26 protein-coding genes are annotated in these 25408 nt (G+C 59.1%); 9 read left to right on the forward strand and 17 right to left on the reverse strand.

From position 1 onward, the window contains the following. Positions 1–172: 172 nt before the first annotated feature. The 4 genes from JMJ97_RS07955 to deoC all read right to left on the reverse strand — a co-directional run bounded on the left by JMJ97_RS07955 (position 173) and on the right by deoC (position 3486). Complete coding sequence (locus tag JMJ97_RS07955) at positions 173–1036, reverse strand: PfkB family carbohydrate kinase (RefSeq protein ID WP_260699821.1); 864 nt, start codon at positions 1034–1036, stop codon at positions 173–175. A gap of 60 nt (positions 1037–1096) precedes the next feature. Then, positions 1097–1756 (reverse strand): HAD family hydrolase, encoded by a 660-nt coding sequence (locus tag JMJ97_RS07960; RefSeq protein ID WP_324248642.1) that lies wholly within the window; start codon positions 1754–1756, stop codon positions 1097–1099. A gap of 63 nt (positions 1757–1819) precedes the next feature. Beyond that, positions 1820–2662, reverse strand: a complete 843-nt coding sequence (locus JMJ97_RS07965) for a Cof-type HAD-IIB family hydrolase (protein ID WP_195232104.1) — start codon at positions 2660–2662, stop codon at positions 1820–1822. Positions 2663–2811: 149 nt separating this feature from the next. Next, positions 2812–3486 carry a deoxyribose-phosphate aldolase gene (deoC, locus tag JMJ97_RS07970; RefSeq protein WP_022094433.1) on the reverse strand — a complete coding sequence of 225 codons (675 nt, stop codon included), beginning with the start codon at positions 3484–3486 and terminating at the stop codon, positions 2812–2814. Between the two features lie 618 nt (positions 3487–4104). Here deoC and JMJ97_RS07975 point away from each other — a divergent pair. From JMJ97_RS07975 to JMJ97_RS07985, 3 genes are all read left to right on the forward strand, one after another. Further along, positions 4105–5151 carry a hypothetical protein gene (locus JMJ97_RS07975; protein WP_260699823.1) on the forward strand — a complete coding sequence of 349 codons (1047 nt, stop codon included), beginning with the start codon at positions 4105–4107 and terminating at the stop codon, positions 5149–5151. Between the two features lie 63 nt (positions 5152–5214). Further along, the gene (locus tag JMJ97_RS07980) at positions 5215–5832 is read left to right on the forward strand and encodes an ATP-dependent Clp protease proteolytic subunit (RefSeq protein WP_022094432.1); all 618 of its coding nucleotides are present in this window, start codon (positions 5215–5217) and stop codon (positions 5830–5832) included. Then, complete coding sequence (locus tag JMJ97_RS07985) at positions 5825–7129, forward strand: type IV secretory system conjugative DNA transfer family protein (RefSeq protein ID WP_260699826.1); 1305 nt, start codon at positions 5825–5827, stop codon at positions 7127–7129. The genes JMJ97_RS07980 and JMJ97_RS07985 overlap by 8 nt, the downstream gene beginning before the upstream one ends. A 142-nt stretch (positions 7130–7271) precedes the next feature. Here JMJ97_RS07985 and pgi read toward each other — a convergent pair whose 3' ends face one another. The 3 genes from pgi to JMJ97_RS08000 form a co-directional block, all read right to left on the reverse strand. Then, entirely contained in the window at positions 7272–8966 is a 1695-nt protein-coding gene (gene pgi, locus JMJ97_RS07990; RefSeq protein ID WP_260699827.1) for a glucose-6-phosphate isomerase, read from the reverse strand. Between the two features lie 199 nt (positions 8967–9165). After that, positions 9166–9690 (reverse strand): iron-containing alcohol dehydrogenase, encoded by a 525-nt coding sequence (locus JMJ97_RS07995; protein WP_195232109.1) that lies wholly within the window; start codon positions 9688–9690, stop codon positions 9166–9168. Positions 9691–9831: 141 nt separating this feature from the next. Further along, complete coding sequence (locus JMJ97_RS08000; protein WP_195521232.1) at positions 9832–10443, reverse strand: phosphatase PAP2 family protein; 612 nt, start codon at positions 10441–10443, stop codon at positions 9832–9834. A 181-nt stretch (positions 10444–10624) separates the two neighbouring features. Between JMJ97_RS08000 and JMJ97_RS08005 the strand changes: the two genes are divergently transcribed. Together JMJ97_RS08005 and JMJ97_RS08010 are read left to right on the forward strand one after the other, a co-directional pair. Next, positions 10625–12130: a Y-family DNA polymerase gene (locus tag JMJ97_RS08005; RefSeq protein WP_260699828.1), complete on the forward strand. Its 1506-nt coding sequence runs from the start codon at positions 10625–10627 to the stop codon at positions 12128–12130. Further along, on the forward strand, positions 12123–12548 hold the full coding sequence (locus tag JMJ97_RS08010; RefSeq protein ID WP_260699829.1) for a hypothetical protein: 426 nt from the start codon (positions 12123–12125) through the stop codon (positions 12546–12548). The genes JMJ97_RS08005 and JMJ97_RS08010 overlap by 8 nt, the downstream gene beginning before the upstream one ends. 26 nt (positions 12549–12574) lie before the next feature. On the opposite strand, the gene JMJ97_RS08015 is transcribed toward JMJ97_RS08010, so the two are convergent. Then, complete coding sequence (locus JMJ97_RS08015; RefSeq protein WP_260699830.1) at positions 12575–12958, reverse strand: heavy-metal-associated domain-containing protein; 384 nt, start codon at positions 12956–12958, stop codon at positions 12575–12577. A 175-nt stretch (positions 12959–13133) separates the two neighbouring features. On the opposite strand from JMJ97_RS08015, the gene JMJ97_RS08020 reads away from it, so the two are divergent. Continuing rightward, positions 13134–13838 carry a DUF3793 family protein gene (locus JMJ97_RS08020; RefSeq protein ID WP_260699832.1) on the forward strand — a complete coding sequence of 235 codons (705 nt, stop codon included), beginning with the start codon at positions 13134–13136 and terminating at the stop codon, positions 13836–13838. 46 nt (positions 13839–13884) lie between these two features. Continuing rightward, positions 13885–14304 carry a flavodoxin gene (locus JMJ97_RS08025; RefSeq protein WP_260699833.1) on the forward strand — a complete coding sequence of 140 codons (420 nt, stop codon included), beginning with the start codon at positions 13885–13887 and terminating at the stop codon, positions 14302–14304. A 117-nt stretch (positions 14305–14421) separates the two neighbouring features. On the opposite strand, the gene JMJ97_RS08030 is transcribed toward JMJ97_RS08025, so the two are convergent. The 6 genes from JMJ97_RS08030 to JMJ97_RS08055 all read right to left on the reverse strand — a co-directional run bounded on the left by JMJ97_RS08030 (position 14422) and on the right by JMJ97_RS08055 (position 20994). After that, the gene (locus JMJ97_RS08030; protein WP_055251428.1) at positions 14422–15174 is read right to left on the reverse strand and encodes an amino acid ABC transporter ATP-binding protein; all 753 of its coding nucleotides are present in this window, start codon (positions 15172–15174) and stop codon (positions 14422–14424) included. Positions 15175–15186: 12 nt separating this feature from the next. Next, the gene (locus JMJ97_RS08035; protein ID WP_229058824.1) at positions 15187–16548 is read right to left on the reverse strand and encodes an ABC transporter permease subunit; all 1362 of its coding nucleotides are present in this window, start codon (positions 16546–16548) and stop codon (positions 15187–15189) included. 118 nt (positions 16549–16666) lie between these two features. Next, positions 16667–17527 (reverse strand): ABC transporter substrate-binding protein, encoded by an 861-nt coding sequence (locus tag JMJ97_RS08040; RefSeq protein ID WP_099431468.1) that lies wholly within the window; start codon positions 17525–17527, stop codon positions 16667–16669. A gap of 147 nt (positions 17528–17674) precedes the next feature. Continuing rightward, on the reverse strand, positions 17675–18541 hold the full coding sequence (locus JMJ97_RS08045) for a deoxyribonuclease IV (RefSeq protein ID WP_195192519.1): 867 nt from the start codon (positions 18539–18541) through the stop codon (positions 17675–17677). 152 nt (positions 18542–18693) lie between these two features. Further along, positions 18694–19713, reverse strand: coding sequence for a Gfo/Idh/MocA family protein (locus JMJ97_RS08050; protein ID WP_260699836.1), 1020 nt, complete (start codon positions 19711–19713; stop codon positions 18694–18696). Between the two features lie 90 nt (positions 19714–19803). Further along, a complete protein-coding gene (locus JMJ97_RS08055; RefSeq protein ID WP_260699838.1) occupies positions 19804–20994 on the reverse strand; it encodes an aldo/keto reductase in 1191 nt (396 codons plus the stop codon). Positions 20995–21157: 163 nt separating this feature from the next. Here JMJ97_RS08055 and JMJ97_RS08060 point away from each other — a divergent pair, with 163 nt between their 5' ends. Then, positions 21158–21352, forward strand: coding sequence for a cyclase family protein (locus JMJ97_RS08060; RefSeq protein WP_055309748.1), 195 nt, complete (start codon positions 21158–21160; stop codon positions 21350–21352). Between the two features lie 123 nt (positions 21353–21475). Then, positions 21476–22390, forward strand: a complete 915-nt coding sequence (locus JMJ97_RS08065) for a ketopantoate reductase family protein (protein WP_260699839.1) — start codon at positions 21476–21478, stop codon at positions 22388–22390. A gap of 109 nt (positions 22391–22499) precedes the next feature. Here the strand turns inward: JMJ97_RS08065 and JMJ97_RS08070 are convergent, their stop codons facing one another. The 3 genes from JMJ97_RS08070 to JMJ97_RS08080 form a co-directional block, all read right to left on the reverse strand. Further along, a complete protein-coding gene (locus JMJ97_RS08070; protein WP_260699840.1) occupies positions 22500–22706 on the reverse strand; it encodes a hypothetical protein in 207 nt (68 codons plus the stop codon). Between the two features lie 186 nt (positions 22707–22892). After that, positions 22893–23666, reverse strand: a complete 774-nt coding sequence (locus tag JMJ97_RS08075; protein WP_195363524.1) for a hypothetical protein — start codon at positions 23664–23666, stop codon at positions 22893–22895. Positions 23667–23978: 312 nt separating this feature from the next. Continuing rightward, positions 23979–25289, reverse strand: coding sequence for an O-acetylhomoserine aminocarboxypropyltransferase/cysteine synthase family protein (locus tag JMJ97_RS08080; protein WP_260699841.1), 1311 nt, complete (start codon positions 25287–25289; stop codon positions 23979–23981). Positions 25290–25408 lie beyond the last annotated feature (119 nt).

The raw sequence follows: 25408 nt of genomic DNA on the forward strand, positions 1-25408 counted from the left end.
TCCCTTGCGGCGTAGTTCTTATTTAAGCCGTCCAAGTTTTGGGGTGCAGTTCAAAATCACGTCTGAAGGGGTCGATTTTGCTGCGACTAAATTAGTCACAGTACTCATATTTGGCTTTTTTTGACCACCGAGTCACGGGAAGGCACCAATACAGCTCCCCGGGACAGCTCGGCTATTCGACGATTGGTGCTCCGTGGCCCCAAGAACCTTCCATGCCGCACACGGTCGAGGCAAACCCGGCAGCAAAGTCGAGCGCGCGCTCGATGGCCTCGGCGCCATCCTCACCACGCTTGGCGGAATCGAGATAGCACATCAAAAACGAGGTGAGGAACGAGTCGCCCGCCCCCATGGTGTCCTTCATGTCCGTTACCGGTTTAGCCAGCTGGCGGTAATAGCGCTCGCCGTCGTAAGCAATGCAGCCCTCGGCGCCCGCCGTAGCCGACACAAAACGCGGACCCAGGCCCTTCACCCATGCCAGACGTTCGCGAATCTCGTCCTCACTCGCGGCATCCGCCGCACTAAAGAAAGCGAAATCGACGTAGGGCGCAATCTGCTCGTAGTACTCGTCGGTGGAGTCGTCCGAAAAGTCAAAAGAGACCGTGACGCCCGCAGCCTTCAGCTTGGGCAGCTCGCGCTCGGTAAAGCAATAGTTGCCCGAATGAACCACATCGAACTGCTTCATGTACGAAAGGTCAAAGCGATCGAGGACATAGCGCGCATCGCCACGGATACCGCCCTCGTTGGAGCCGAGGAAGACACGGTCACCGTCAACGACGGTCACGCGAGCCGCTCCGTTCTCGCCAATCATCTGCTCGCACTTGTCAAGCTCGATACCCTCATCCTCGAGGCTTGCAATGACATGCTCGGCAGCGGCGTCATTGCCAAAAATGCCCATGTATGCAGAACGTGCGGCACCGCATTTCTTGGCATAAACGGCGAAGTTCACCGCATTGCCGCCAGGATACATGGTGTGGATATGCTCGTAGCGATCGACGACGTTGTCGCCAAACCCCAGTGCGCTCACGTTAAATGCCATGACGCCGCCTCTCTCTTATGCCAACGGAACCACTGTTGTGACAGCAGTACCGCCCAGAATCTACGCGAGTTCCAGCAGCTCCGGCAGCTGGTCGATAATCTTGTCCGCGGCATCCTGGCTAAAGCCAAAGCGCTCCTCGCGCTTGGCAATAACCGTCAGGCCGGCTCGCTTACCCGCGGTAATGCCCGGAACGGAATCCTCAACGCAGCAGCAGCGATTCGCGGGCAGCCCCAGCAGGTCTAGCGCATGCAGGTAGATGTCGGGCTCGGGTTTACTCTCCTTAAACTGCTCGCCGCTCACCACATACTCAAAGGCATCCGACAGCCCGCATGCGTTGAGCACTTCCTCGATGCTAACCATGGGAGACGAGCTGGCAAGCGCCACGCGAACGCCACGGCGCGGCAGCTCTCGAATCGTATCCACGGCGCCTGGGTTAATCAAAGCCTGATAGTCGCGCGGACGCTCATGCGCCCACTCGTCCCAACGGGCCAACGCTTCCTCGCCAGTGAAGTGCCCCTTACCGGCGCGCTCAAACCAATCGACCAGCATATGCAGGAAGAACTGATGCGAGGTACCGACCTGCCCATTCAACTCCTCTTGAGTCAGATTAAGCCCAAGCTCCTTGGCAAACGCGGCAGTCTCGCCCAGGTAGTAATACTCGGTATCGACAATGACGCCGTCCATGTCAAAGATAACGGCGTCGAACGGAAATGCGGACACGGCACCCTCCCTAACAAAAGGGCGCCTGCAAGCAGGCGCCCAAACCATGCATTATCGGCGATTCTAACCCAGCAGCTTATCCAGCGCCATTGCAATACCATCTTCGTTGTTATCGGCGGTCACCATCTGGGCCACAGCCTTAACCTCATCGACGGCGTTACCCATGGCAACACCGGTGCCGGCCCACTCAATCATGGACTTGTCGTTCTGGCCGTCGCCAAACGATACGACCTCGCTGGCATCGATGCCGAGTTTGGGCAGGGCACCCTCGAGCGCACGGGCTTTGTCGATACCGTGCGCCGTGTACTCAAAGTACCAGTCGGCCGTAAACATGCCCGAAAGCGTCTGCTTAAAGGGCGCATACATCTCCTCGTAATGCGCCTGCAGGTAGGCCGGATCGCCCGCCGTCAGCAGCTTGTCCACGGGATAAGCATCAGCGACCTCATGCAGGCTCTCGACCTCGCGGATCTTAAGATCGCACGCATCGCGCTCGTATTTGACGATGTTTTTCTGCGAGCCGTCAGGCAGCGTGATCATGCAGCGGTACGAGTCCTCGACGTGCAAATCGCGACCGAGCGAAATCATAGGGATCACGTCAAAATTACGCAGGTGATCAATCAGGCGATGCAATTCGTCGGCAGGCATAGCCTGATCGAACAGTACCTCGTCGGTCTGGGCATCGACGACGTGTGCGCCGTTAAAGGCAACTAGCAGACCGTCATGGTTTTGGAGGTCGAGCTCCTGCGCCAAGGCGTGGAGCCCCCATGCGGGACGGCCCGAAGCCAAAATGAGCTTAATGCCCGACTCCTGCGCCGCGAGCAGCTTCTCGCGCGTACGCGGGCTAATCACTTTCTGATCGTTGGTGAGCGTACCGTCGATATCCATCGCGATGGCTTTGATTGCCATATATGCCTCCCTGTCATTGAACAACCTTGTCTGAGCCATCATACAGAACACCCATCGCGACTCCGTTTACAACGGGCAAAAAGTCATATTGTCTCGAACATGAACGGCGTGTGGTCGTGAAGCTTTATCGCTCAGGTCAAATACGTCTGCTAGCGACGCTCATCCGTCGGTGCGCCCTCGACGATCGCGATGCCCGCCGATGCACCTAACGCGCTGGCGCCGGCCTCGATGAATGCGCAAGCCTCTTCGTAATTATGGATACCGCCCGCCGCCTTGATTGCCACGGCATCGCCGAGCACCTCGTGCATCAGCCGCACGTCCTCGAGCTTAGCACCGCCAAAGCTTCTGCCGGTCGATGTCTTAAGGAATCCCGGCTTGGCCTCCAGCGCGATCTCGCATACACGGCGCTTGGCGGCGTCGTCGCCGTCCAGCTTGCACATCTCGACGATTACCTTGTCAGTGATGCCATGCGCGCGACAAAAATCAGCAATGGTAGTCATCTCGCGCTCGATGGCATCAAAATCGCGGTTCTCGATCGACCCCTGATTCAAAACGTAGTCAATCTCGGTAAAGCCACACGCAGCGTATTCCTCAAACCTCGCAAGCTTCTCCTCAAGCGTCATAGTGCCCTGGGGAAAGTCGATAGCGCCGGCAAGGATGATGTCAGAGCCCTCGAGCATGGCGCGGCCCGTCTCGTACTCCTGCAGGTTCGCAAATACGCAGCGAAAGTTGTACTTTAACGCCTTCTCGACATACTGCTCAAACGTGTCCTCGGGGGCATCGATATAGTCGATGTATTTATTGATGGGTTTGGCAAGCGTCATGCTGGGCCTCCTTGTTCAGGGCTGGCAACCGATTCGTGGCTTCACGCGAAAAACCACGTTCAATGTACGCCCGGCATGCAAGGACAGCGTCCGCATTCCGACAAGTGGTATGAAATTAGCCGTAAACGTATAATTTACGGACAGCGAATGGCACCGCACGCGGATGCCGACAGCAAGACATCCCCCCTCAATACACCCTCATGCCCATTTAAATAGCAAGGGGCCCGTATCTGTTGGGATACGGGCCCCTTTCGGCCGTGACCTATCTCAGCAACAAAGACTACTTGCAGTGAGCGCGGTAGAACTCGATCGCACCATCTTATCCGAGCCGGGGCACGTTCGCATAGCGTGGCGCGTGACGGTTGCAAAACCACCCCATTTGAAACAAACGCAAAAAAGTACTTGCAAAGACACGTTCCGACATATAAGTTGATAAAAGACCGCCGTTGCGGTTTTAAGTAGATCGAGCATATGAAGTTTCAGTTTTCAGCGTGTAAGAGAAGGAAGATCGGCAAAGTACAACCCCAAACGCAATGACAACTTAATGAGGTAACTGCCACATGTGAGGCACCCAGGGCATTGCTGTCTCGATTTTGAGCACGATGCCTTCCGCCTTGCATGGGCCGTTCCATCCCGCCCCTGCAGCAACTGCCTCACGGGCTCATTGAAAACCGCATAGCACCCCAACGTCAGCACATCACCCACGGCAAGCACATCACTCACGACAACCAACACATCAACAAACAGCACGAACATCAACCGATTGGAGAAGCTATGACAAACCACCACGCTGAAGACGGCGATAAGAAAAGCATTCTGGATGCCCGCATTGAGCGAGCATATGCAAACGAATATGACGCCGCCTTTGCCGCCGCGACCATAAAGAACTACGCGTCGCTACCGCTCGCGACGATCTTGGCCGACCACCCTCAACTGCTGAAGCGCTGCACAAAGATCATGGGCGACCCCGACATTCGCAAGCTGACAGACCCCTATGCCCCAAAACGCGACAACGATTCGTACGTTCTTACCGTAGGCTGCCTAGCCCATATGCTTACGGCGCTCGACACGAAACTCAAGCTCGAATGGGAACCCGACGAGCGTCATGAACTCGAAAGTAAGCGGAACACCCTGCGCACCGCACTGTTCCTTCCGTTGGACGGCCTCAAGCGCTGCAACGTCGAGCTCAATACACAGGCGCGGCAAAAGCCCGGGACCACGGGGCAGAAAACTCCAAGACCCCATGCGGCCATCATCGACCGCAACCGATATAACCGCATGACCGCGCACTTTTCCGCCGAGGGAGCAGCCATAAGGACGCTGATCGACCTGCTGTGCCTTCTGAGCATCAACGAGCTATTTGAGGGCTATCTCGCCCTTGTTCCCGCGACGGCACCCAAGTCGGTAGCAAAGATCATCGAAACCTGCAGACGCCAGTTTGAGCGCCATCGCAATGGCAGCGAGATGAACGCCAGCATCGCGCAGTACTACGCGGCTCATTACAAAAATGACGGATGTGCCCCTGTCGAGCATCAGCTGCGGCTCGCCTACACCACGCCCGTCGCAACGCTCCATCGCTTTGGAGTCCTTGGCGCTTGCGAGCCGCACGAACAGGCAGCCTGCCCCACAACCGAGCTCGATCTCAGGCTCGGACGAACCCTGTAGCCCGCCAGCCCCTCCGCGGGCAACAATCCTATTCCACAACACAACCAACAGAAAGGAGTCCTCATGGACACCAATCATTCCCCCATCATCAGCCCCCTCACCATGCGTGAATCCGCCCGAGGTATCACGCTCACCAGCATTTACGATGAGATGCTCGCCCGTCGCGAGCTCTCCGTCATGGGAAACATCGAAACCCCGATGGCCCACGACCTATGCCAGCAGATCCGCCTGCTCGATGCCACCGACCCCAGCCGCCCCATCACCATATTTGTCGCCAGCGCCGGCGGAAGCGTGCGATCGGGCCTTGCGATCTATGACGCCATGCGCCTCGCATCGTGCCCCATCCGCACCGTCTGTCTGGAATTCGCCGCGTCCATGGGCGCCGTGATCTTTATGGGCGGCGACGATCGCCGTATGGCGCCCCATGCAGAGCTCATGATTCACGACCCGCTGATCCCCCAGGGGGCAGGCGGCTCGGCACTTGCGCTGCAGGAAACCAGCCGGCGTCTCATGCAGACCCGCAAGACCCTCACGCAAATCCTCTCGGACCGCAGCGGCCTCACGCCCAAGCGCATCCAGTCCCTCACTGCAAAAGACACCTACCTTTCGGCCGAGCGCGCCGTCGAGCTCGGCTTTGCCCACGAAATCCTCTCGACCACCAAGGAGGTCGCCCATGTCTAACCTCACCAGCCGCCTCGCCGCATCTGAGTCCGCATCGTCCACCATCCTCGCCAAGGATCGAACGCTTTCCTGCGACACCCGCCAAACGGGACTCAACAACAACGCACTTGTGATCGGCCCCTCGGGAGCCGGCAAGACCCGAAACGTCCTCAAGCCCAACCTGCTGCAAATGAACGCAAGCTACATCGTGCTCGACACCAAAGGCACGCTCTGTCGCGAAGTGGGACCCGTGCTGGCAGCCCACGGTTACCGCGTGCAATGTCTCAACTTCGCCGACCTCAACACCGTCCCGGCCCTTGCGCCCGGCATCGAGCGCTGCGGTTACAACCCCCTGAGGCACATTCGCCTCAAGGCGGACGGCAGGCCCAACCAGCAGGACATCCTCTCGGTGGCAAAGGCCATCTGCCCCATCGAGGACAACAACCAGCCTTTTTGGGATCATGCGGCGGCAAACCTGCTGTCGTGTCTTATCCCCTACGTCACCGAACAGCTACCCGCCGACGAGCAGACGATCAGCTCGGTCATCAAGCTGATCGAGCACCTGCAGGACGGTGCCACGGGTCGATTGTTTGACGACCTGATCACGACCGACCCCCAAAGCTATGCCCTCTCGCTATGGCGGCGCTACGCCATTACGCAAAATGCCGAGCGCATGCACGCGAGCATCGTCGGCATCCTTGCCGAAAAGGTCATGTGTCTGGGATTCGACGGTGCGGCACAGCTCTATCGTGAGTGCTATCAGGTGGACTTCGCTTCCATGGGACACACCCCCTGCGCCCTGTTTGTAACCGTGAGCGATATTGACCGCAATCTCGATCCGCTGACCGGCCTCTTTATTTCGCAGGCGTTTATGGGCCTCATTCGTGAGGCCGATAGGCAGCCCGACGGCAGCCTGCCCGTGCCCGTGCGCTTTATGCTCGATGACTTCGCAAATCTGCAGATCCCCCAGATCGACAACGTGCTCTCGATTATCCGAAGCCGCAACATCTGGGCAACGCTGCTGCTGCAGTCGACCAACCAGCTCGATGCGCTCTATGGCGAGGCACGCGCACGCTCCATCATGGGCAACTGCGACACGCATCTGGTGCTGGCGTTCCAGGATCCCGAGAGTGCCCGGGTGTTTTCCGACCGCGCCGACGCGCTGCCCAGCACGCTCATGGCGACGCCGATCGATCGCTCGTGGCTCTTTGTACGCGGTCGCACTCCCGAACAGGTCGAGCGCTTTAGGCTCGAAGACCATCCGCTCTACGGGGAGCTGCCCGAGGCGCAGCGAGGCCATGCGGAGGCCGAGATCTAGGCGCAGGGTTCTCGCAGCGCGCGACGCCCCGGCGATGTTCCACAAAGGCCGTGCGCCCCGGGACCACGGCAAAAGCAAAGGGGCCCGCATCCGATAGGATACGGGCCCCTGACTATAAGGCGCGATACGTTAACAGCAGCGACTACTTGCGATGCGCGCGATAGAACTCGATGAGCGCCTGGGTCGAAGCGTCCTGCTCGGCCTTGGCGGCGTCGTCGTGGAAGGCCGGGGTGATCTGCTTGGCAAGCTGCTTGCCCAGCTCGACGCCCCACTGGTCGTAGGAGTCGATGCCCCAGACCGTGCCCTCGACAAACGTAATGTGCTCGTACAGGGCGATGAGCTCGCCGAGCGCGAACGGGGTCAACGTGTCGCCGAAGATCGAGGTCGTCGGGCGGTTGCCCTCAAAGCAGCGGGCCGGGACGATCTGCTCGGGCGTGCCCTCGGCGCGCACCTCGTCGGCCGTCTTGCCAAAGGCGAGCGCCTTGGTCTGGGCCAGGAAGTTGCCCAGGAACAGCTCGTGCACGTCCTGACCGCTGTCGGTCGCAGGGTTGGCAGTGTTGGCGAAAGCGATAAAGTCGGCCGGAACCACCACAGTGCCCTGGTGCAGCAGCTGGTAGAAGGCGTGCTGGCCGTTGGTGCCGGGCTCGCCCCAGAAGATCTCACCGGTATCGGAGGTCACGGCGCTGCCGTCCCAGCGGACGTGCTTGCCGTTGGACTCCATGGTGAGCTGCTGCAGGTAGGCCGGGAAACGGTGCAGGTACTGGCAGTACGGCAGCACGGCGTGGCTCTTGGAACCGAAGAAGTTGACGTACCAGACGTTGAGCAGGCCCATCAGCGCGACGGCATTGTTCTCGAGCGGCGTGTTGCAGAAGTACTCGTCGATGGCGTGGAAGCCCTCGAGGAACTGTTGGAAGCGCTCGGGGCCGAGCACGACGATCAGCGACAGGCCCACGGCGGAGTCAACGGAATAGCGGCCGCCAACCCAGCTCCAGAAACCGAAGGCGTTGGCGGGGTCGATACCGAAGGCCTCGACCTTCTCGAGTGCGGTGGAGACGGCGACGAAGTGCTTTGCCACGGCCTCGGCGTTCTGCTCATCGGAGCCGTCGATGGCGCCCTGAGCCTTGAGCTGCTCGAGCATCCAGGTCTTGACTTCGCGGGCGTTGGTGAGGGTCTCGAGCGTGGTGAAGGTCTTGGAGACGATGATCGCGAGCGTGGTCTCGGGATCCAGGCCCTTGAGCTTCTCGGCCTGATCGTTGGGATCGATGTTGGAGATGTAGCGGCAGTCGATACCGGCGTCGGCATAGGGACGCAGGGCCTCGTAGGCCATGACCGGGCCCAGATCGGAGCCGCCGATGCCGATGGACACCAGGTGCTCGATCTTCTTGCCGGTAACGCCCTTCCACTCACCGGAGCGCACGCGCTCGGCGAAGGCATACATGCGATCGAGGACCTCGTGCACGTCGGCGACGACGTCCTGGCCGTCGACGATGAGCTGGCCCTTCTCGCTTGCCGGGCGGCGCAGCGCGGTGTGCAGGACAGCGCGGTCCTCGGTGGTGTTGATGTGCTCGCCAGAGAACATGGCGTCGCGGCGCTCCTCGAGCTTCACCTCGCGAGCAAGATCGCACAGCAGCTTGACGGTCTCATCGGTCACCAGGTTCTTCGACAGATCGAAGTGCAGGTCACCGGCGTCAAAGCTCAGCTTGTTCACGCGGTCGGCGTCAGCAGCGAACCAGGCCTTGAGGTCGATACCTTCGGCCTCGAGCTTCTCCTGATGGGCCTCGAGTGCCTTCCAAGCGGCAGTCGACGTAGCATCGATAGGTGCGACAACAGTTGCCATAGAGTCCTCCTCAGCATACGGGCGCACGCCTCCATGCGCCCGGACATTCAGATGCCACTATTCTAGCGCAGGTCAAGACTACAATCAGCGAGCGTTGCCAATCGGCCCCCAAACGGCAACCGATCAAAAAGAGACAGGCTTATTTTGGCAGGTCAAACGCTTTACCAACCAAAAATAACCCATCCCTTTATGGCAAATATTAGGCCACGGCGCAGACGCTACCGAGCAACTCACGCAGAGGAGACCCGATGCCCTCCAGCAGTTCGGGCGCGATAATGGCAAAAACGGGAACCTCGCCGGTGCCCACGACAGCAGGCACCTTGCCCTCCGAGACAATGCATCCATAAGGGACAAAACCATCTTCGCCGGCATCGAGCGCCGCCATGCGACGCGCGAGTTCGCGCGCAAAGCCGGCAGCATCGGCATCGCCAATCGCCAGGACAAAGTCCACGCCTTCGTCGGTCGCCAGGGCCACGGCTTCGTCGACCAGTTCGTCTCCCCCGTCGCCCTCAAACGAGCCGCAGCGGAAAAGCACACGCTCGAGTAGGGCTCGAGCGAGCGAACCAAGTGCCGCCGAGACAAGCTCATCGCGCGTATGCTTGTCACCGCCCAACACGACCAGTGCCTTGGTGCCAGCGTAGTGGGCAACCAATCGCCCGCACCAGCGAGCCACATCCCCATCCGCAACCAAGCGCGTCGGCATACCAAACCCATAATTGACCATCTTTCCCACAACCCTTCCGTGCGCATAGGCGGTATCAATCGTTAGGCTCATGCTACGAAGCAAGGTTTTCCGAGCTGTTTCGCGCTCTTTAGGGCTGCGTTAAAATCAGATTCGATCCGACATGGCGTCCAGTTGCGACAATTAGGCGGTCAAAATCCAAGGGCCAAGACGCACGAACAGGATGAGCCAGACAAAAGACAGGCAAAACCCGCCCAGCACATCCGAAACGTAGTGCACGCCCAGGTAGACACGGCTGACACCCACCGCAAGGATGACGCACGCAAGTGCAACCTCGATGGCGGCGCCGAACGGAAGGCCACACACGCCACACCGCACCAACCATATGCCATAGCCATAAAACGCCATGGCCGCCATCGAGTGGCCCGAGGGGAAGCTCAGCCCCGGTGCCTCGACAAGCCGAAATCCCTGTGGACGAGGTCGACGCACAAGGACCTTTAACAGCTGGTCGATTGCGCTGATAGCACCGACATTGAAGGCGGCCCAGACAACATGGGCCCAATTGGGCGCCCACAGCATCGCCGCGGCTAGCACACCGACGACAAACGGCAGCGACGCCAAACTCGAGGCGGCTTTCATCGCGGCCGTCAACACCGGCGACCGAAGCCTCTCGACAAGCAGCAAGTATCCCACCTCATCGATTCTTATAGCCCGTCCTTTGAGGACCTTGATCAGCAGGTAAACAAAGATCGCAAGGCACAGCACGAACAGTATCAAAAGTGCAAGATCACCCATACCTATGGTCATCCATACCCCCTCAGCGTATTTAACACATTAAGGCTACCGACCCACCGTAAGCACTCGGTAAACCGACCAAAAAACCTGTCCCTTTTTGGTAGGTTTTGACGGTGTCCGGTCGAGCGGGTATTATCGAACAGGTATTCGATAAGAACATGTGTTTGATGAAAGGGCACGGATGGCGCACGAGCAGCACACCTACATCTGTATCGACCTCAAGACGTTTTATGCCAGCGTCGAGTGCGTCGATCGTGGGCTCGATCCGCTCACCACCAACCTGGTCGTTGCCGACGAATCGCGCGGACGCACGACCATCTGTCTCGCTATCACGCAGGCCATGAAGGACCTAGGGATTCACAATCGCTGTCGCCTGTTCGAAATACCCGATGGCATCGACTACATCAAGGCCGTACCGCGCATGCAGCACTACATGGAGGTGTCGGCGCAGATCTACGGTATCTACCTGAAATACGTCAGTCCGCAAGACGTTCACGTCTACTCAATTGACGAGTGCTTTATCGACGTGACGCCCTATCTGGACCTCTATCACACCGATGCGGAAGGCTTCGCCTGCATACTGCGCGACGAGGTCCTGGCGCGCACCGGCATCACGGCGACGGTCGGCATCGGCCCCAACCTATTCCAGGCCAAGGTTGCACTCGATATTACCGCCAAGCACGTGCCCAGCCGTATCGGCATACTCGACGACGAGACCTTTCGCAAGGAGATCTGGCCCCATCGCCCCATCACCGACATCTGGGGCATCGGCCCCGGCGTGGCGGCCCGTCTCGAGAAATACGGCGTCTACGACCTAATGGGCGTCGCCGCACTCGACGAGAACCTGCTCTACGACGAGCTCGGCGTCAATGCCGAATATCTTATCGACCACGCCTTCGGGCGTGAGCCGACAACCATCGCCGATATCCAAGCTTATCGCCCACAAGCGACCTCGACCACCACGGGGCAGGTGCTCTCGAAGGGCTATGCCTACGAGCAGGCCTACACCGTCTTGCGCGAAATGGTCGATGCCGCCGTGCTGGATTTGATCGACAAGCACGTGGTGTGCAACAGCATCTCGCTCTTTGTGGGCTATGCAAGCGAGCACGCCGACATACGCCGGCTCAACGCCAGCGGCACGGCGCAGTATATAGACGGCTGCGGACACCTGCGCTCGAGCACTTCGGGCATCGAGCCCGCAGCGACCGACGGCCTCGAGCTCGCGCACCGCGCACCGAAACCCGTCCAGCGAGATGACGAACGCCGACGTTTGGTACGGGAGGCACAAGCGATTGACGGCATCTTTGTGGGCGAACACGGCGGCAAGCCGCGTGGTGGCTATGCCGCGTTCTTTGCGCACTCCAACGCCTCGCGCAAGCTGCCCGAGAGCACTAATTCGTTTAAGAAGATCATGGGCTATTTCGATGACCTTTGGGCACAAACGGTCGACCCCAAGCGACCGGTCAAGCGTATCAATCTGGGCTTTGGCAATCTGGTGCCCGAGGAATTTGCCACCATCGATCTGTTCAGCGATGTTAAGGCCGATGAACGCGAGCGCGACCTGGCACGCGCCGTCTTGGCCGTGAAGGGCAAGTACGGCAAGAACGCGCTCGTCAAGGGATTAAGCTTTACCACCGGCGCCACCGCACGCGAACGCAACGATCAGGTAGGAGGACATCGTGCCTAAGTCCCAACAACAGCCGATACGGCCACCGACGCCTTTTGAACGTCTAGCGGACCCCGAGGGAAGACGCCGATCCGCCGACCCCAGACTCACCGCCAACGGCACCGTCCGTGCCGGCCGTGCCGCGCAGTTTATGCCCTTTGCCGCCCTCACGGGATACTACGAGCTCGTGCGTAAACAAGAGATCACCGCCGAGCCAAAATGCGAACTCACAGAAGAAAAAGCCCTCGAACTTTCGAAAAAGCTCGAGGGCCTCAAGCGTGGCGACTTGGTTCGTGTCACCTATTACGATACGTACGGCTATCGCGCTCGCACGGGCATCCTCGACGAGGTGCTCCCCGCTTTCAAGCTCCTCAAGCTCAAAGATATCGCCATCGACTTCGACGACATCCAGGACATTGAGTTACGCGGACGAGCCTAGACAAGGACGCGCATCCAGGGCGGCGCTTACAGCGTCATGACGTAGTAGCCCGCGTCTTTCACGGCCGTCTCGAGGACACCACGATCAACCGGCTGCTTAGAGCGCACGCGTGCCGTGTGGTCCGCATACGTCACCGTTGCCCACACGCCATCCAGCGCATTGAGGGCATTGGCTACGTTCTGAGCGCAGCCGTCACAGCTCATGCCGCCGATAAGCAGCTCATCGCTATAGGGATAGTGCGACGCATCGGTATCCACCACAACAACCTTTTTGGCCTTCTTGCCGCTCGTACCATCGCTGCAACAACTCTTCCCGTGTGTCGAAGCGGCAATGCGACGCAGTCCAAAAAACATGCCGACGGCAATGACGGCCAGCACGATGATATTCGCAGGGTTGAGCAAGTCACTCATGCGTTCCCCTTTCAAGTAGCCCTATCTAGATACCCCCATGGGGTGTCCCCATCTTAACCCAAAATCATGTCAGTTCGGTCAATTAGTTTCCCTCTTCAAACTTTTTAGTTGACCAAGGTTTACTTTCGTGTATAAGTTTTCCTAGGCTAACAAGTGAGGGCTCGAAAGGGGCAACGTGACTCGAACCATTGACATCCCAACATACCAAACGGCTGTCGTGCGCAACTGCTCCCCTACGCTCGCAGGTATCAAGCCGGCTTCGCTCTTTACCTATCCCGGCGTTTACGCCAACCAAAACGGAAAACCCGGCGCCGCCCATATCGAAGAGCGACGCTCTCGCCTGCTCGCCGTCATAGCCGAATGCAACCGCGAGCTCCAACCGCTCGGGATCCATATGAGTGTTTTGGTCTGGCGCCCCTGCGGAGCGCTCATCTATGTGTACCGCCCTGCGGACCTCATGCGATACCTCTCCGACCCCCGCGCTGCGACGGCGCTTGTCGCCGAAGGCTACGATGTCCACAACCTGCCCGCATCCCTGGTGCATCTCGCCGCGCGCATCACGCTGGCAAGCAGCAATGCCGCAGAAAGCGCCTATGACGGCAGTGTCTGCGCACTCGCGCGAAATAGGCACTGCGATACGGGGTGCATGTGCGAGTTCCCCCACGAAATTGGCTATTTTTTGGGCTATCCCTACGAAGATGTCCATCAGTTTATCGTCCAGCACGGCGAAAACTATAAGGTCTTTGGCGCCTGGAAGGTATACACGAACGTCGAACAGGCGCTCACGACCTTCGATTCCTATCGCGCATGCACGCAATACCTTACCTATATCTATCAACAGGGATGCACCCTGGGACAACTTGTCCAGGCAACCCGATAGAGCATACAAAACGCGGCCGCACGCCGCACAACCGAAAGGAAGACATATGAGCAAGATCGCAGTCGTCTACTGGAGCGGCACGGGCAACACCGAAGCCATGGCAAACTTCGTTGCCGAGGGCGCAACCGGTGCCGGCGCCGAGGCAGAGGTCATCTCCTGCGCCGACTTCTCCGCAGACAAGGCCGCCGGCTATGACGCCATTGCCTTCGGCTGCCCCGCCATGGGTTCCGAGGAGCTTGAGTATGACGAGTTCCAGCCTATGTGGGACGAGGTCAAGGAGACCCTCGGCGATAAGAAGGTCGTCCTCTTTGGCTCCTACTCGTGGGCCGAGGGCGAGTGGATGGAAAACTGGAAGGCCGACGCAGACGAGGCCGGCGTCAACGTCGTGGACTCCACCATCTGCTACGATGCGCCCGACGATGAGGGCGAGGCGGCCTGCAAGGCTCTGGGAGCCGAGCTCGCGTAACGAACCCAGGGCCTCCAAAAGAGCCCGCATCAAAGCGCATCCCCATCCCTACAAAAGAGCGGGGGCTGGATTCAAGTCCAGCCCCCGCTCTTTTGTAACGGCAGTTACATCAACCGGCTACGAGATATTGCCCAAAAACGCCTTGGTGCGTTCGCTCTTGGGATGGTCGAAGACCTCGCTTGGCGTGCCCTCCTCCACGATAACGCCGCCATCCATAAAGACGACGCGGTCGGCGACGTCGCGGGCAAAGCCCATCTCGTGCGTCACGACGATCATGGTCATGCCATCGCGTGCCAGGTCGCGCATGACACCCAGAACGTCGCGAACCAGCTCGGGATCGAGCGCCGACGTGGCCTCGTCAAAGAGCATAACGTGAGGGTTCATCGACAGGGCGCGGGCGATGGCAACGCGCTGCTGCTGGCCGCCCGAGAGCTGGCTCGGCATAAAGTCGATACGCTCGGCAAGACCGACCTTGGTCAGCTCCTCGACGGCGATCTTCTCGGCCTCTTCCTTGCTGCGCTTGAGCACCTTTTGCTGCGCAAGCATGACGTTCTTTTTGACCGACAGGTGCGGGAACAGGTTGAACTGCTGAAACACCATGCCCAAGTGCGTACGCACCTTATTGAGGTCAACGCCCTTGGCGCACACATCCACGCCCTCGACGACAATCGAACCACTCGTAGGATGCTCCAGACGATTGATGCAGCGAAGCATCGTCGACTTGCCCGAGCCCGAAGGACCCAGAACTACGACGACCTCGCCCTTATGCACATCCAGATCGATATCGCGCAGGACCACGTTATCGCCAAAGGCCTTCTGGAGGTTCTTAATGCTGACGACGACCTCGTTCGAGTTATTGGTTTCGCTCATGATAGGACCTCCTTACAGACCGGCGATGTGATCGGCAGGCGTCGCGACAACCTGTCCGGCGCTCTTGGCGGGACGCTTCTTCTTGGTCTCGGTCGTACCCAAAAGCCTCGCCTCAAGACCGCTCACCAAGCGAGCGAGCGGCAGGGTGATGACCAGATAGAACAGGGCGGCAACCACGTACGGTGTAATGGAGCCCGTCGTGGCCACGATGGTACGGGCGTTCATGACGATTTCGACCACACCCACGGCGGCAAGCAGCGACGTATCCTTGTAAAGCAAGATAAACTCGCTGGTCAGCGTAGGCAAAACATTGCGGAACGTCTGCGGAATCATAACGTAGAGCAGCGTCTGGAAGGCATTCATGCCCAGAGAGCGAGCAGCCTCGTTTTGGCCCTTGGGGATCGATTGAATACCGGCACGGAAGATCTCGCACAGGTACGCAGACGAGTTCATGGCCATGACGATAACGCCCAAAACATAGTCGTCCACCTTGACGCCGGCCAACGGCAGACCGAAGAACGCGATATAGATCTGCAGGAACGCCGGCGTACCGCGAATGATATTCACGTAGATGCCGGCGAGGCAGCGCAGGATGCGCGACTTGGAGATGCGCATAAGCGACAGGGCAAAGCCAAAGGGAATTGCCAGCGGAAACGCCACGAGCACGATCGAAAGCGACATAAGGAAGCCCTTGAAGACGATCGGCAGGCTCTGGACCAAAATGACCGGGTTCAGGAACAGGCGCAGGAACATATTGGAGTTCCACGCCTCGACCCATGGCTGCTCCTTAAGGTCGGCCAGGAAGTTATCGAAGGCCGTCACGCCCTTGATCTCCACCGACGGAATCTTGGAGATCTTCTTGGTCGAACCGTCGGCGAGCGTATAGGTGCCGCTAAAGGCCTCATCGCCGCCCTCGACGGGGAAGGTCACGCCGTAAACCTCGACGCGGAAATAGCCGCCGGCAGGCGCCGTCTCGCCAAAGTCAATCTTGAGCGTCTGGCCGTCAGCCTTGCACGTGGGCTTCATGGGCGTACGATCCATGAGGTCCTCGCCCGAGAGCATCGTCAATCGCGTGTCATCGGTACCAAACGTCGTGCCGTCGACAAACGTCAGCGAAAGACCGCTCAGCTCCTCGTCGGCATCGGCCTGAACTTCCCAAGTGATGCGCGTCTCGGTGCCGCCGACCACATCGCTACCCGAACCGGTATTGGGTCGGGCGGTAATCTTTGCGGTCTCAAGCGCCTGGGCGGTCGTGGGCACGCAGGCCCCCGCGCATACCAGGGCGAGCGCCACAGCCAGGGCACAGGCCAGCTTTTGGAGCATCGAGGGCAGTGGAAAACGCTGCTCCGCGGCCCCTTTGTTCAGTCGAGACAAGGTGGCTCCTATCGTAGAAGTTGCCGGCAAAACGAGACGGAAACGCTCTCCGTCAAGAGAAGCGCAAAGGCCCTTTCCGCCAAAACGGAAAGGGCCCGCGCGCAATCAAGTAGTTATTTTACTTGATATTGTACTTAGCCATGAGGGCGTCGACGGTACCGTCGTCGGTCAGGTCCTTGATAGCCTGGTTGATGTCGTCCTTGAGCTTGGTGTTGCCCTGGTTGATGGCGATGGCGTACTCCTCGCCGGTGCTGATCTGCTTGATGGTCTGGCAGGTGTTGAACTGCTCGGCGGTCAGCTGGCTGGCAACGGAGCGGTTGGTGACTACGGCGTCGCCCTTATCGGACTGCAGGGCGCTGAAGCACTCGGTGGCGTCCTTGTAGGGGACGATCTTGGCCTTGGGGAAGTTCTCCTGGGCAAAGGCCTCGGCGGTCGAGCCAGACTGGACGATGATGGTAGCGTCGGCGTTGTTGAGCTTCTCGCTGTAGTTGTCGGCCGTGATGTCGGTGTTATCGACCTTGGTCACGATAGCCTGATCGTCCATGTAGTAGGAATCAGAGAAAGTGACTTCCTTCTCACGCTCGGGCGTGTCGGTGATAGCCGCGATGGAAACGTCATACTTGGCGCCCGAAGCGACGCCCGGAACCAGCGTGTCAAAGTCATTGTTGACGTACTCGACATCCAGACCCAGCTTGTCACCGATAGCCTTGATGAGCTCAAGGTCAAAGCCCTGGTAGTCGCCGTTGTCATCCTTGTACTCAAACGGCGCGTACTCGGCAGAGGTGCCGACGGTCAGCGTGCCGTCCTTGACGAGCGCGTACTCCTTGGAGCCGTCGACCTTCTCGACCTTAGCGTCGTCAGAGCTGCTGGAACCGGCATCAGAACCAGAGGTGGCGTTGGACGAACCGCAGCCCGTCAGAGCAAGGGCGAGTGCCATAGCACCCGTGGCGGCAAATGCGCCAAGCTTCTTCAGCTTCATAATCAGTCTCCTTCCGGTGACCTCGTTTGATTCAGAGGTCTGCAAAAACTGTTGGCTATTATGCACCCGGAATTACGAATCTGCAATGAGAAAACTGATTGAAACAAACCCATAACGTGAATGGAATACTCTACTTTGTGACAGTCATTACTGCTGTAATGACCTTAATAGTCTAATTTCAGCTGCATAACCTGCAAGTTCGTTCGGAGTCTCCAAAATAAACGGCAGCGAACGCAAGTGGCCATTCGATACAATATTCTGCATAACCTGCATACCGCCACCAAATTCCTCGCTGCCAAGGTATCCCTTGCCGATGCACTCGTGACGATCTTTATGGGCGCCACAAGGGTTCTTCGAATCGTTGATGTGTACGGCATGCAAGCGATCGATACCCACCACGCGGTCGAACTCGTCGAGTACGCCGTCCAGATCATGGATGATGTCGTAGCCGGCATCGCTCACATGGCAGGTGTCCAAACAAACGCCCAGCTTATCGGACAGCTCTGGGCACTTGGCGGCAACGCCCTCGATAATGCACGCCAGCTCCTCAAAGCTGCGGCCCACCTCGGTACCCTTGCCGGCCATGGTCTCGAGCAGCACCGTCGTCTGCTGGCCCTCAAACATCACCTGGCACAGGGTGTCGACAATCATCTGAATGCCGGCGTCGGAGCCCTGCCCCACATGCGCACCGGGATGGAAGTTGTAGTAGTTGCCGGGCAGCGCCTCCATGCGCCGCAGGTCCTCTGCCATGGCCTCCAGGGCAAACTCGCGCGCCCGCTCTTTGGCTGAGCAGGGGTTATAGGTATACGGGGCATGAGCCACGAGCGGGCCAAAGTCGTTTTGCTCCATAAGCTCGCGCAGGGCCGCCACGTCATCCATGTCAAGGTCTTTCGCCTTGCCGCCGCGCGGGTTGCGCGTAAAGAATGCAAAGGTATTGGCGCCAATGGACAACGCTGTCTCCCCCATTGCCCGATAGCCCTTCGTCGTCGAAAGATGGCACCCGATCGTCAGCATCTCCAGCTCCCTCCTCATCAGTTGCGGAAAAATACGGTCTATTGGTGCCTTATTTTGGCGCAAACAGACCGTATTCCACCGCAAGTTATAAAAGGGGCATCAAGAGCAAAGGCCTCCAGGCATTCCAAGCGCTGGCGCCATGCCCCCACGCCCTAAAGTTTCAAGCGAATCGCATCGATGATGTGCGCACAGCGCTGTGTGGCGGCTAGGCACATGATGGGGCTTTCGAGTTTCCCCGCCTGAATGAGCTGCGTCGCATGCGACGCCTCACCGTAAAAATCATCGACTTCAAATGGTGCATCGATTTCGAGTACTCGACCGTCGGAATACTTCACATGAGCGAGCTCGGGGCGATGGAGCCGCTCGATTTCCAACGAGCCCCGCTCACAGGCAATCGTTAAGCGGCTTTCATATGTTGCTTCGCCGTCGCACACCATATGAATGGGTATACCGTCGACGCTCATATGGATCTCGTCGGCCCAATCGACGCGGCCGCCCGATACGTCACGCCAGCGAACTTCACGAGACGAAACCTCGCAAGCGCCCGCGAGCAAATCCTCAAACCAACCGACTGCATAGCAGCCCATGTCATATAGACAGCCGCCCTGCAACGGATCAAGCAGATAGCCTGAAGGAGACTCGCCGTAATCGAGCTTTTGCACGCTTTCAATCGAGACAATACGGCCAAGCTCACCCGACGCAAGCAAGTCCTTCACGCGAGTGCGCATCGGGCAAAACCGATTCTTCATCGCCTCCATAAACAGCACGCCGCGCTCGCGAGAGGTGGAGGCAATCGAGAGAGCCTCTTCCTCACTCAAAACGGCCGGCTTTTCGCACAGCACGGCCTTTCCGGCGCACAGCGCGCGACAGGCCCAACGCGTATGCATGCCATGCGGAAGAGCCAAGTAAATTGCGTCGATATCGGGGTCGGCAATCAGCGCGTCATAAGCCGCATCGCCGTTATCGTCGACCGAGGCATGGCCATGCGCAGCATCAATCGAAAACGCTCGGCAAAATTCCTCGACATGTGCAGGAGTGCGGCCGGCCGCAGCCACCAGCCGTGCCCCGTCGACCTTCTTGAGCGACGATGCAAATCGATGAGAAATGTGCCCAGCGCCCAAAATGCCCCAACGAACCTCACGCGAATCATCCCATGAATCCCGATGGCCCACGACAGCCCCCTTCAGTTGCGGTGGAATAGTCCCTGTTTAAGCCCTATTCTGCCGCAAGCAGGAACTATTCCAGCGCAAGTTATAAAAGGGTCACGAGGAGCGCGTTTTGCCGAAGGCCTTAAGCACTGCCGTCACGGGGCCAGGCTGGAAACGTCGGCGCACGTCATCGAGACGCTCGGGGATATCGATATGCTGTGGGCAGTGGCGCGCGCATTTGCCGCACTTGACGCAATTGCTCACCAGCTTGGCCTCGCTTGTGCGCACCGCGCTCGCCGTAAAGTACTGCGATAGACCCGTAAACCAGCTGTGCGCATAGCTTGCGTTGTAGGCGGCAAAGCAGCCGGGAATATTGATACCCTTGGGACATGGCATGCAGTAGCCGCATCCCGTGCAGGGCACGCGATTCGATTTTTCAAACTCCGTCACCACGTGCGCGATGGCATCGAGCTGAGTAGCTGTCATCGAATCCGGCAGAGCCCGATCAGCCAACACCGCGTTCTCATCCACCTGCGCGGTATCGGTCATACCCGAAAGCAGCATCGTCACCTGAGGATGGTTCCACACCCACGAAAGACCCCAGGCGGCAGGAGTGCGCAAATGCGGGTCACGGGCACTATCGAGCACAGCGCGAGCCCGTGGCGGCAGTTTGCCCGCTAAACGCCCGCCCAGTAGCGGCTCCATCACAAACACCGCGAGCCCGCGCTCGGCGGCGGCCATGAGCCCCGCCGTTCCCGCCTGATAGCGCTCTCCAGCGTAATTGTACTGGATCTGGCAAAAGTCCCACTCATACGCATCGAGCATCGTGAGGAAGTCCGCCGCGCTGCCGTGGTATGAAAAACCGATCTGGCGAATGCGCCCCGAAGCCTTTTGGCGCGCAATCCAGTCCTCGATGTCCAGTGCCACCACGCGCTCCCACTGGGCGGGCGAGGTAATGTTGTGCATAAGGTAATAGTCGATATGGTCGGTCCGCAGGCGACGCAGCTGCTCGTCGAAGAACCGATCGAAATCCTCCGCGCATTTGCACGAAGCATGTGGCAGCTTGGTCGCGAGCAAAACCTGGTCGCGTAGGCCTAGGCGCTCAAGCGAAGCGCCCACACAAGCCTCGTTGCCGGGATAGAGATAGGCCGTGTCCAGGTAGTTAATCCCCTGCTCCACCGCACGGGAGATGATGGCGTCGGCGGTCTTCGCATCCGGGCGTCCCGGCGCACCGGGAAACCTCATGCAGCCCAGACCCAGAGCGGATATTCGGTTACCACTTTTGGGGTCAACGCGATATTGCATGGCCCCTCCCTTCGCCATCAGCGCCCCGGCAAGGCGAAACACAATGGTCACGCAGCCGAAACATCGTGGAATCGCAATCGAGAACGTATCGTAACGCAGCAGAAATCGAGCCGTCACGGCACCGCTTTAACATCAGCAAAAAGCCCGATGAAAGGAGCCGGGCATGACCACGCGCGAGGACGCCTACCCCTACCCCGGCGAGCAATACATCCTCTCGGTCGACCGCTATCAGATCGAGGTCATGGACCATCTGGACGAGCCTCCCGCCACGGGTGCCGTCATCTTCTGCACCTTCCCCAAGGTCCGCGATGGCGTCGGATACCCCGCCCGCGTCTTTGCGGTCTGCCCCGCGGCATAAGCGCACAGCGCAATAGTTTCTTTTTTATAACAGCCGCCCCGCGCACCCACCAATCACCCTGGCAGCATACAATCCATCAGGCGCCCCTTACGCGGGCGCCTTTTACATGGGGAGATGATTCACATGCAGATCAACAAGGTCGCTTTTATCGGCAAGGGCGGCGTCGGCCTGCTCTACGGCAGCATGATTGCCAAGGCCCTCGGCAACGACGCCGTCGAATACGTCATGGATGATGCCCGTTTTGAGCGTCATGCGAACGACGCGCTCACCGTCAACGGCAAGCCCTGCGATCTCACGTCCGTCCGTGCCAGCGAGGCGACGCCCGCCGATCTGGTCATCCTGACGGTCAAGACCACCGGTCTCGACCAAGCACTCAAGACTATGGAGCGTGTCGTGGGACCCAACACGCTCATCGCCTCGCTGTGCAACGGCATTACGAGCGAGCAAAAGATTGCCGAACGTTTTGGCTGGGAGCATACCGTTCTTGGTATCTGCCAGGGCATGGACGCCGTGTTCCTCAACGGCGCGCTCACCTTTACCAATGCGGGCGAGATTCGCTTTGGCGCGGCAGCGGGCACCAAGCCCGCAACCGTTACCGCCATCGACGAGCTCTATACGCGCTGCGGCATCGCCCATACCGTCGAGGACGACATCGCCCACCGCATGTGGGCCAAACTCATGCTCAACGACGGCATCAACCAGACCTGCATGGCCTACGGCGGGACCTACGGAAGCGCCACGGAGCCGGGCTCCGAGCAGCGCCGCTGTTTTGTCTCCGCCATGCGCGAGACGCTTGCGGTCGCCAACGCCGAGGGCATTGAGCTGACCGAGGCAGACCTGACGCAAATGGTGCACATCATCGAGGGAATCGACCCCGCTGGTATGCCCTCGATGGCTCAAGACCGCATCGCAAGGCGCAAAACCGAGGTTGATGAGTTCGCGGGCACCATCTGCCGCCTCGCAGCCAAACACCATATCCAGGCACCGCAAAACGAGTGGCTCTATCGACGCATCCGCGATATCGAGAAAAGCTGGTAGCGCCAACGCGCCGCATTCAACAGTCTTAACAGCAAAACCGCCGCAAGGGGACCTTTCCCCTGCGGCGGCCTTCATCTTCGTCTATGACCGGCGGCCAATCTCACAACAGCTAGTGTTGCGACTCCGACGCCTGGCCCTCATCGTCGCGACAAAGGGCTACACCCGCACTTCCCAGCAGCGCGGCCGCGATCAACACGCCAACCACGATAGAGGCAGCCCCACAAGACCCCTGCATACCCGCGACGAGCGCGGCCGTAGGACCAAGGCAACCAAGCATCAACGCGACGGCGGCAACGGCAATATCTCGAGCATTCACAAGACCACTTCCTCCAAGAGAAAGACCTTATTTCTCAAGAACCAGTGTGCCCCGCATCCATACGCCCGGCGTACCGCCACGGTAAGGGCTCTGTTAACTCAAACGCATACATAGAACGGACGTCCTTACGTTGCCCTAAAGCTCGGTAAAGACGCCCGTCCGCCAAATATCCGTGATGCAGAAAAATTACCAACCGGTGTAGTAGTCGGTGGTTCCGGCAGCGCAGCCGGAGTCATAGACCTTGCAATCACCCTTGGAGCCCGTAAAGGTCGAGCCCTGGGCCATATCGCCCGCGGCAACAACGTAATAGCCGTCGGAATCGCGCCAGAAGCCCTCAGAATCCTGAGTCCATTCGCCCGTGCGATAGTGATAAAGCACATTGCTGCTGTAATAGGTCTCGCGGCGCCCGTTGTAGTTATTGACACCCGCAGAGCGCGTCAGGCCCGATCCGTTCGCGTAGGACGCGGCAGACGCGTAGGACGGAGTGTAACCGGCGTTGTAGTACGAAGCTTGGACGGCCTCGGCAGCCTCCGCCTCGGCGGCAGCCTCGAGCGCTTCGCGCTTGGCATCCTCAAGCGCAGTGCGCAGCTCATCGAGCTCGGTCGACTTGGCGTCGACCTCCCCCATCGTCAACAGGCTACCCGCGCCGTCGATGCAACCCTGCAGCACAGCGCGCTCGTCATCGGTGGCATAGTCACCGTACATGTTCATGATGATCTGAGCGCGCATCTCCAGGGAATCGCGCTTGGCCTCCATCGAGGCGTTCCACTCCTGCATGGAACCATAACCATCGCCGCGATAGTCAACGGGCTGTACCAGCGTCGTCTCGGACGGCGTAGATCCAACCGTATCGGACAGTGTTGCGGCGTGGGCATCAGTTGCACCGGCGCCCGCTAAAAGTGCCACGGTCAGAGCGGCGGAAAGGGCGGCGGCTTTCGGTTTTCGTGAATCGATCCTCATGTAGCTGGAAACCTCCGTAGTGCGTTTTTGCTGCGTTTGAGCTGCGTGTGATTCGATCGCGCTGCATAGTACCCCGAGCAAATCGCGACCTGCGGTTTTACTCAAAAGGCGCACGTCAATTGCGTAAAACTCACATCCTCTCAACAGGAGTTTTCCACAACTCAAATGCATAAAGCGTGTCAAAAACCCTGTTTTTGCACCCACTCTATGCAAAAAAGGCGCCTGTGCAACCATTGTTCGCACAGGCGCCTTGAGCAGGCATTTTATGCAGTTATACCTATCGAGTCGCAAGGGGTCCTTGCACAAGTCGCCTTACTCGTCCAGCGCGGCGAAGGCCTGCTTCAGATCCCAAATGATATCCTCGGCGTTCTCGGTACCGATGGAAAGACGGATCGTGGAGGGCGTGATGTTCTGCTCGGCGAGCTCCTCGGCAGAGAGCTGGGAGTGCGTGGTGGTAGCCGGGTGCACGACGAGCGACTTGACGTCGGCCACGTTGGCGAGCAGCGAGAACACCTGCAGATGATCGATGAACTTCCAAGCTGCCTCCTGGCCACCCTTAATCTCAAAGGTAAAGATCGAGGCACCGCCGTTGGAGAAGTACTTCTGATAGAGCTCGTGATCGGGGTGCTCAGGCAGGCTCGGGTGGTTCACCTTGGCGACGTGGCTGTCACCAGCCAGGAACTCAACGACCTTCTTGGTGTTCTCGACATGACGGTCAACGCGCAGCGACAGGGTCTCGGTGCCCTGGAGCAGGACCCAGGCGTTGAACGGGCTGATGCAGGCGCCCTCGTCACGCAGCAGGATAGCGCGGACATAGGTTGCGAAGGCGGCGGGACCGGCAGCCTCGGCAAACGAAACACCGTGGTAGGAGGGGTTGGGCTCAGCGATCTGGGCGTACTTTCCGCTCGCCTTCCAATCGAAGTTACCGCCGTCGACGATCACACCGCCCAGCGAGGTGCCGTGGCCGCCGATGAACTTGGTTGCGGAGTGGACGACGATGTTGGCACCATGCTCCAGCGGACGGAACAGATACGGGGTGCCGAAGGTGTTATCGACGACAACCGGCAGACCGTGCTTCTTGGCGATCTCGGAGATGGCGTCGATGTTGGGGATGTCGGAGTTGGGGTTGCCGAGTGTCTCGAGATAGATGACCGTGGTGTTGTCCCTGATGGCACCCTCAACCTCTTCAAGGTTATGGGCATCGACAAACGTGGTCTCGACGCCAAACTGGGAGAGCGTATGCTCCAGCAGGTTGTAGGAGCCACCGTAGATGGTCTTCTGAGCCACCACGTGGTCACCGGCCTGGGCAAGAGCCTGCAGGGTATAGGTGATGGCAGCAGCACCGGAGGCGACGGCAAGACCTGCCACGCCACCCTCGAGGGCGGCGATACGGCCCTCGAAGACGCCCTGGGTGGAGTTGGTCAGACGGCCGTAGATGTTACCGGCGTCGGCAAGACCAAAGCGGTCGGCGGCGTGCTGGGAGTTGCGGAACACATAGCTCGTGGTCTGGTAGATAGGCACGGCGCGGGAGTCGGATGCAGGATCGGCGCTCTCCTGGCCAACGTGCAGCTGCAGGGTATCGAAACCAAAGGTGTGCTCGGGGTTGTTGATAAACTGGCTCATGATGATCTCCTTGATCGAACAAAAGTAATAAGAGTAAGAGAAATAAGTCGCTGTCTCCTGATCACGCCAACGGGCGCAAACAGGAGCCCGGCATTCGTCTTGGCAAGCAGTTCATATGC

The sequence above is a fragment of the Collinsella aerofaciens genome (genome assembly GCF_025289055.1).
Taxonomy (GTDB): Bacteria; Actinomycetota; Coriobacteriia; order Coriobacteriales; family Coriobacteriaceae; genus Collinsella.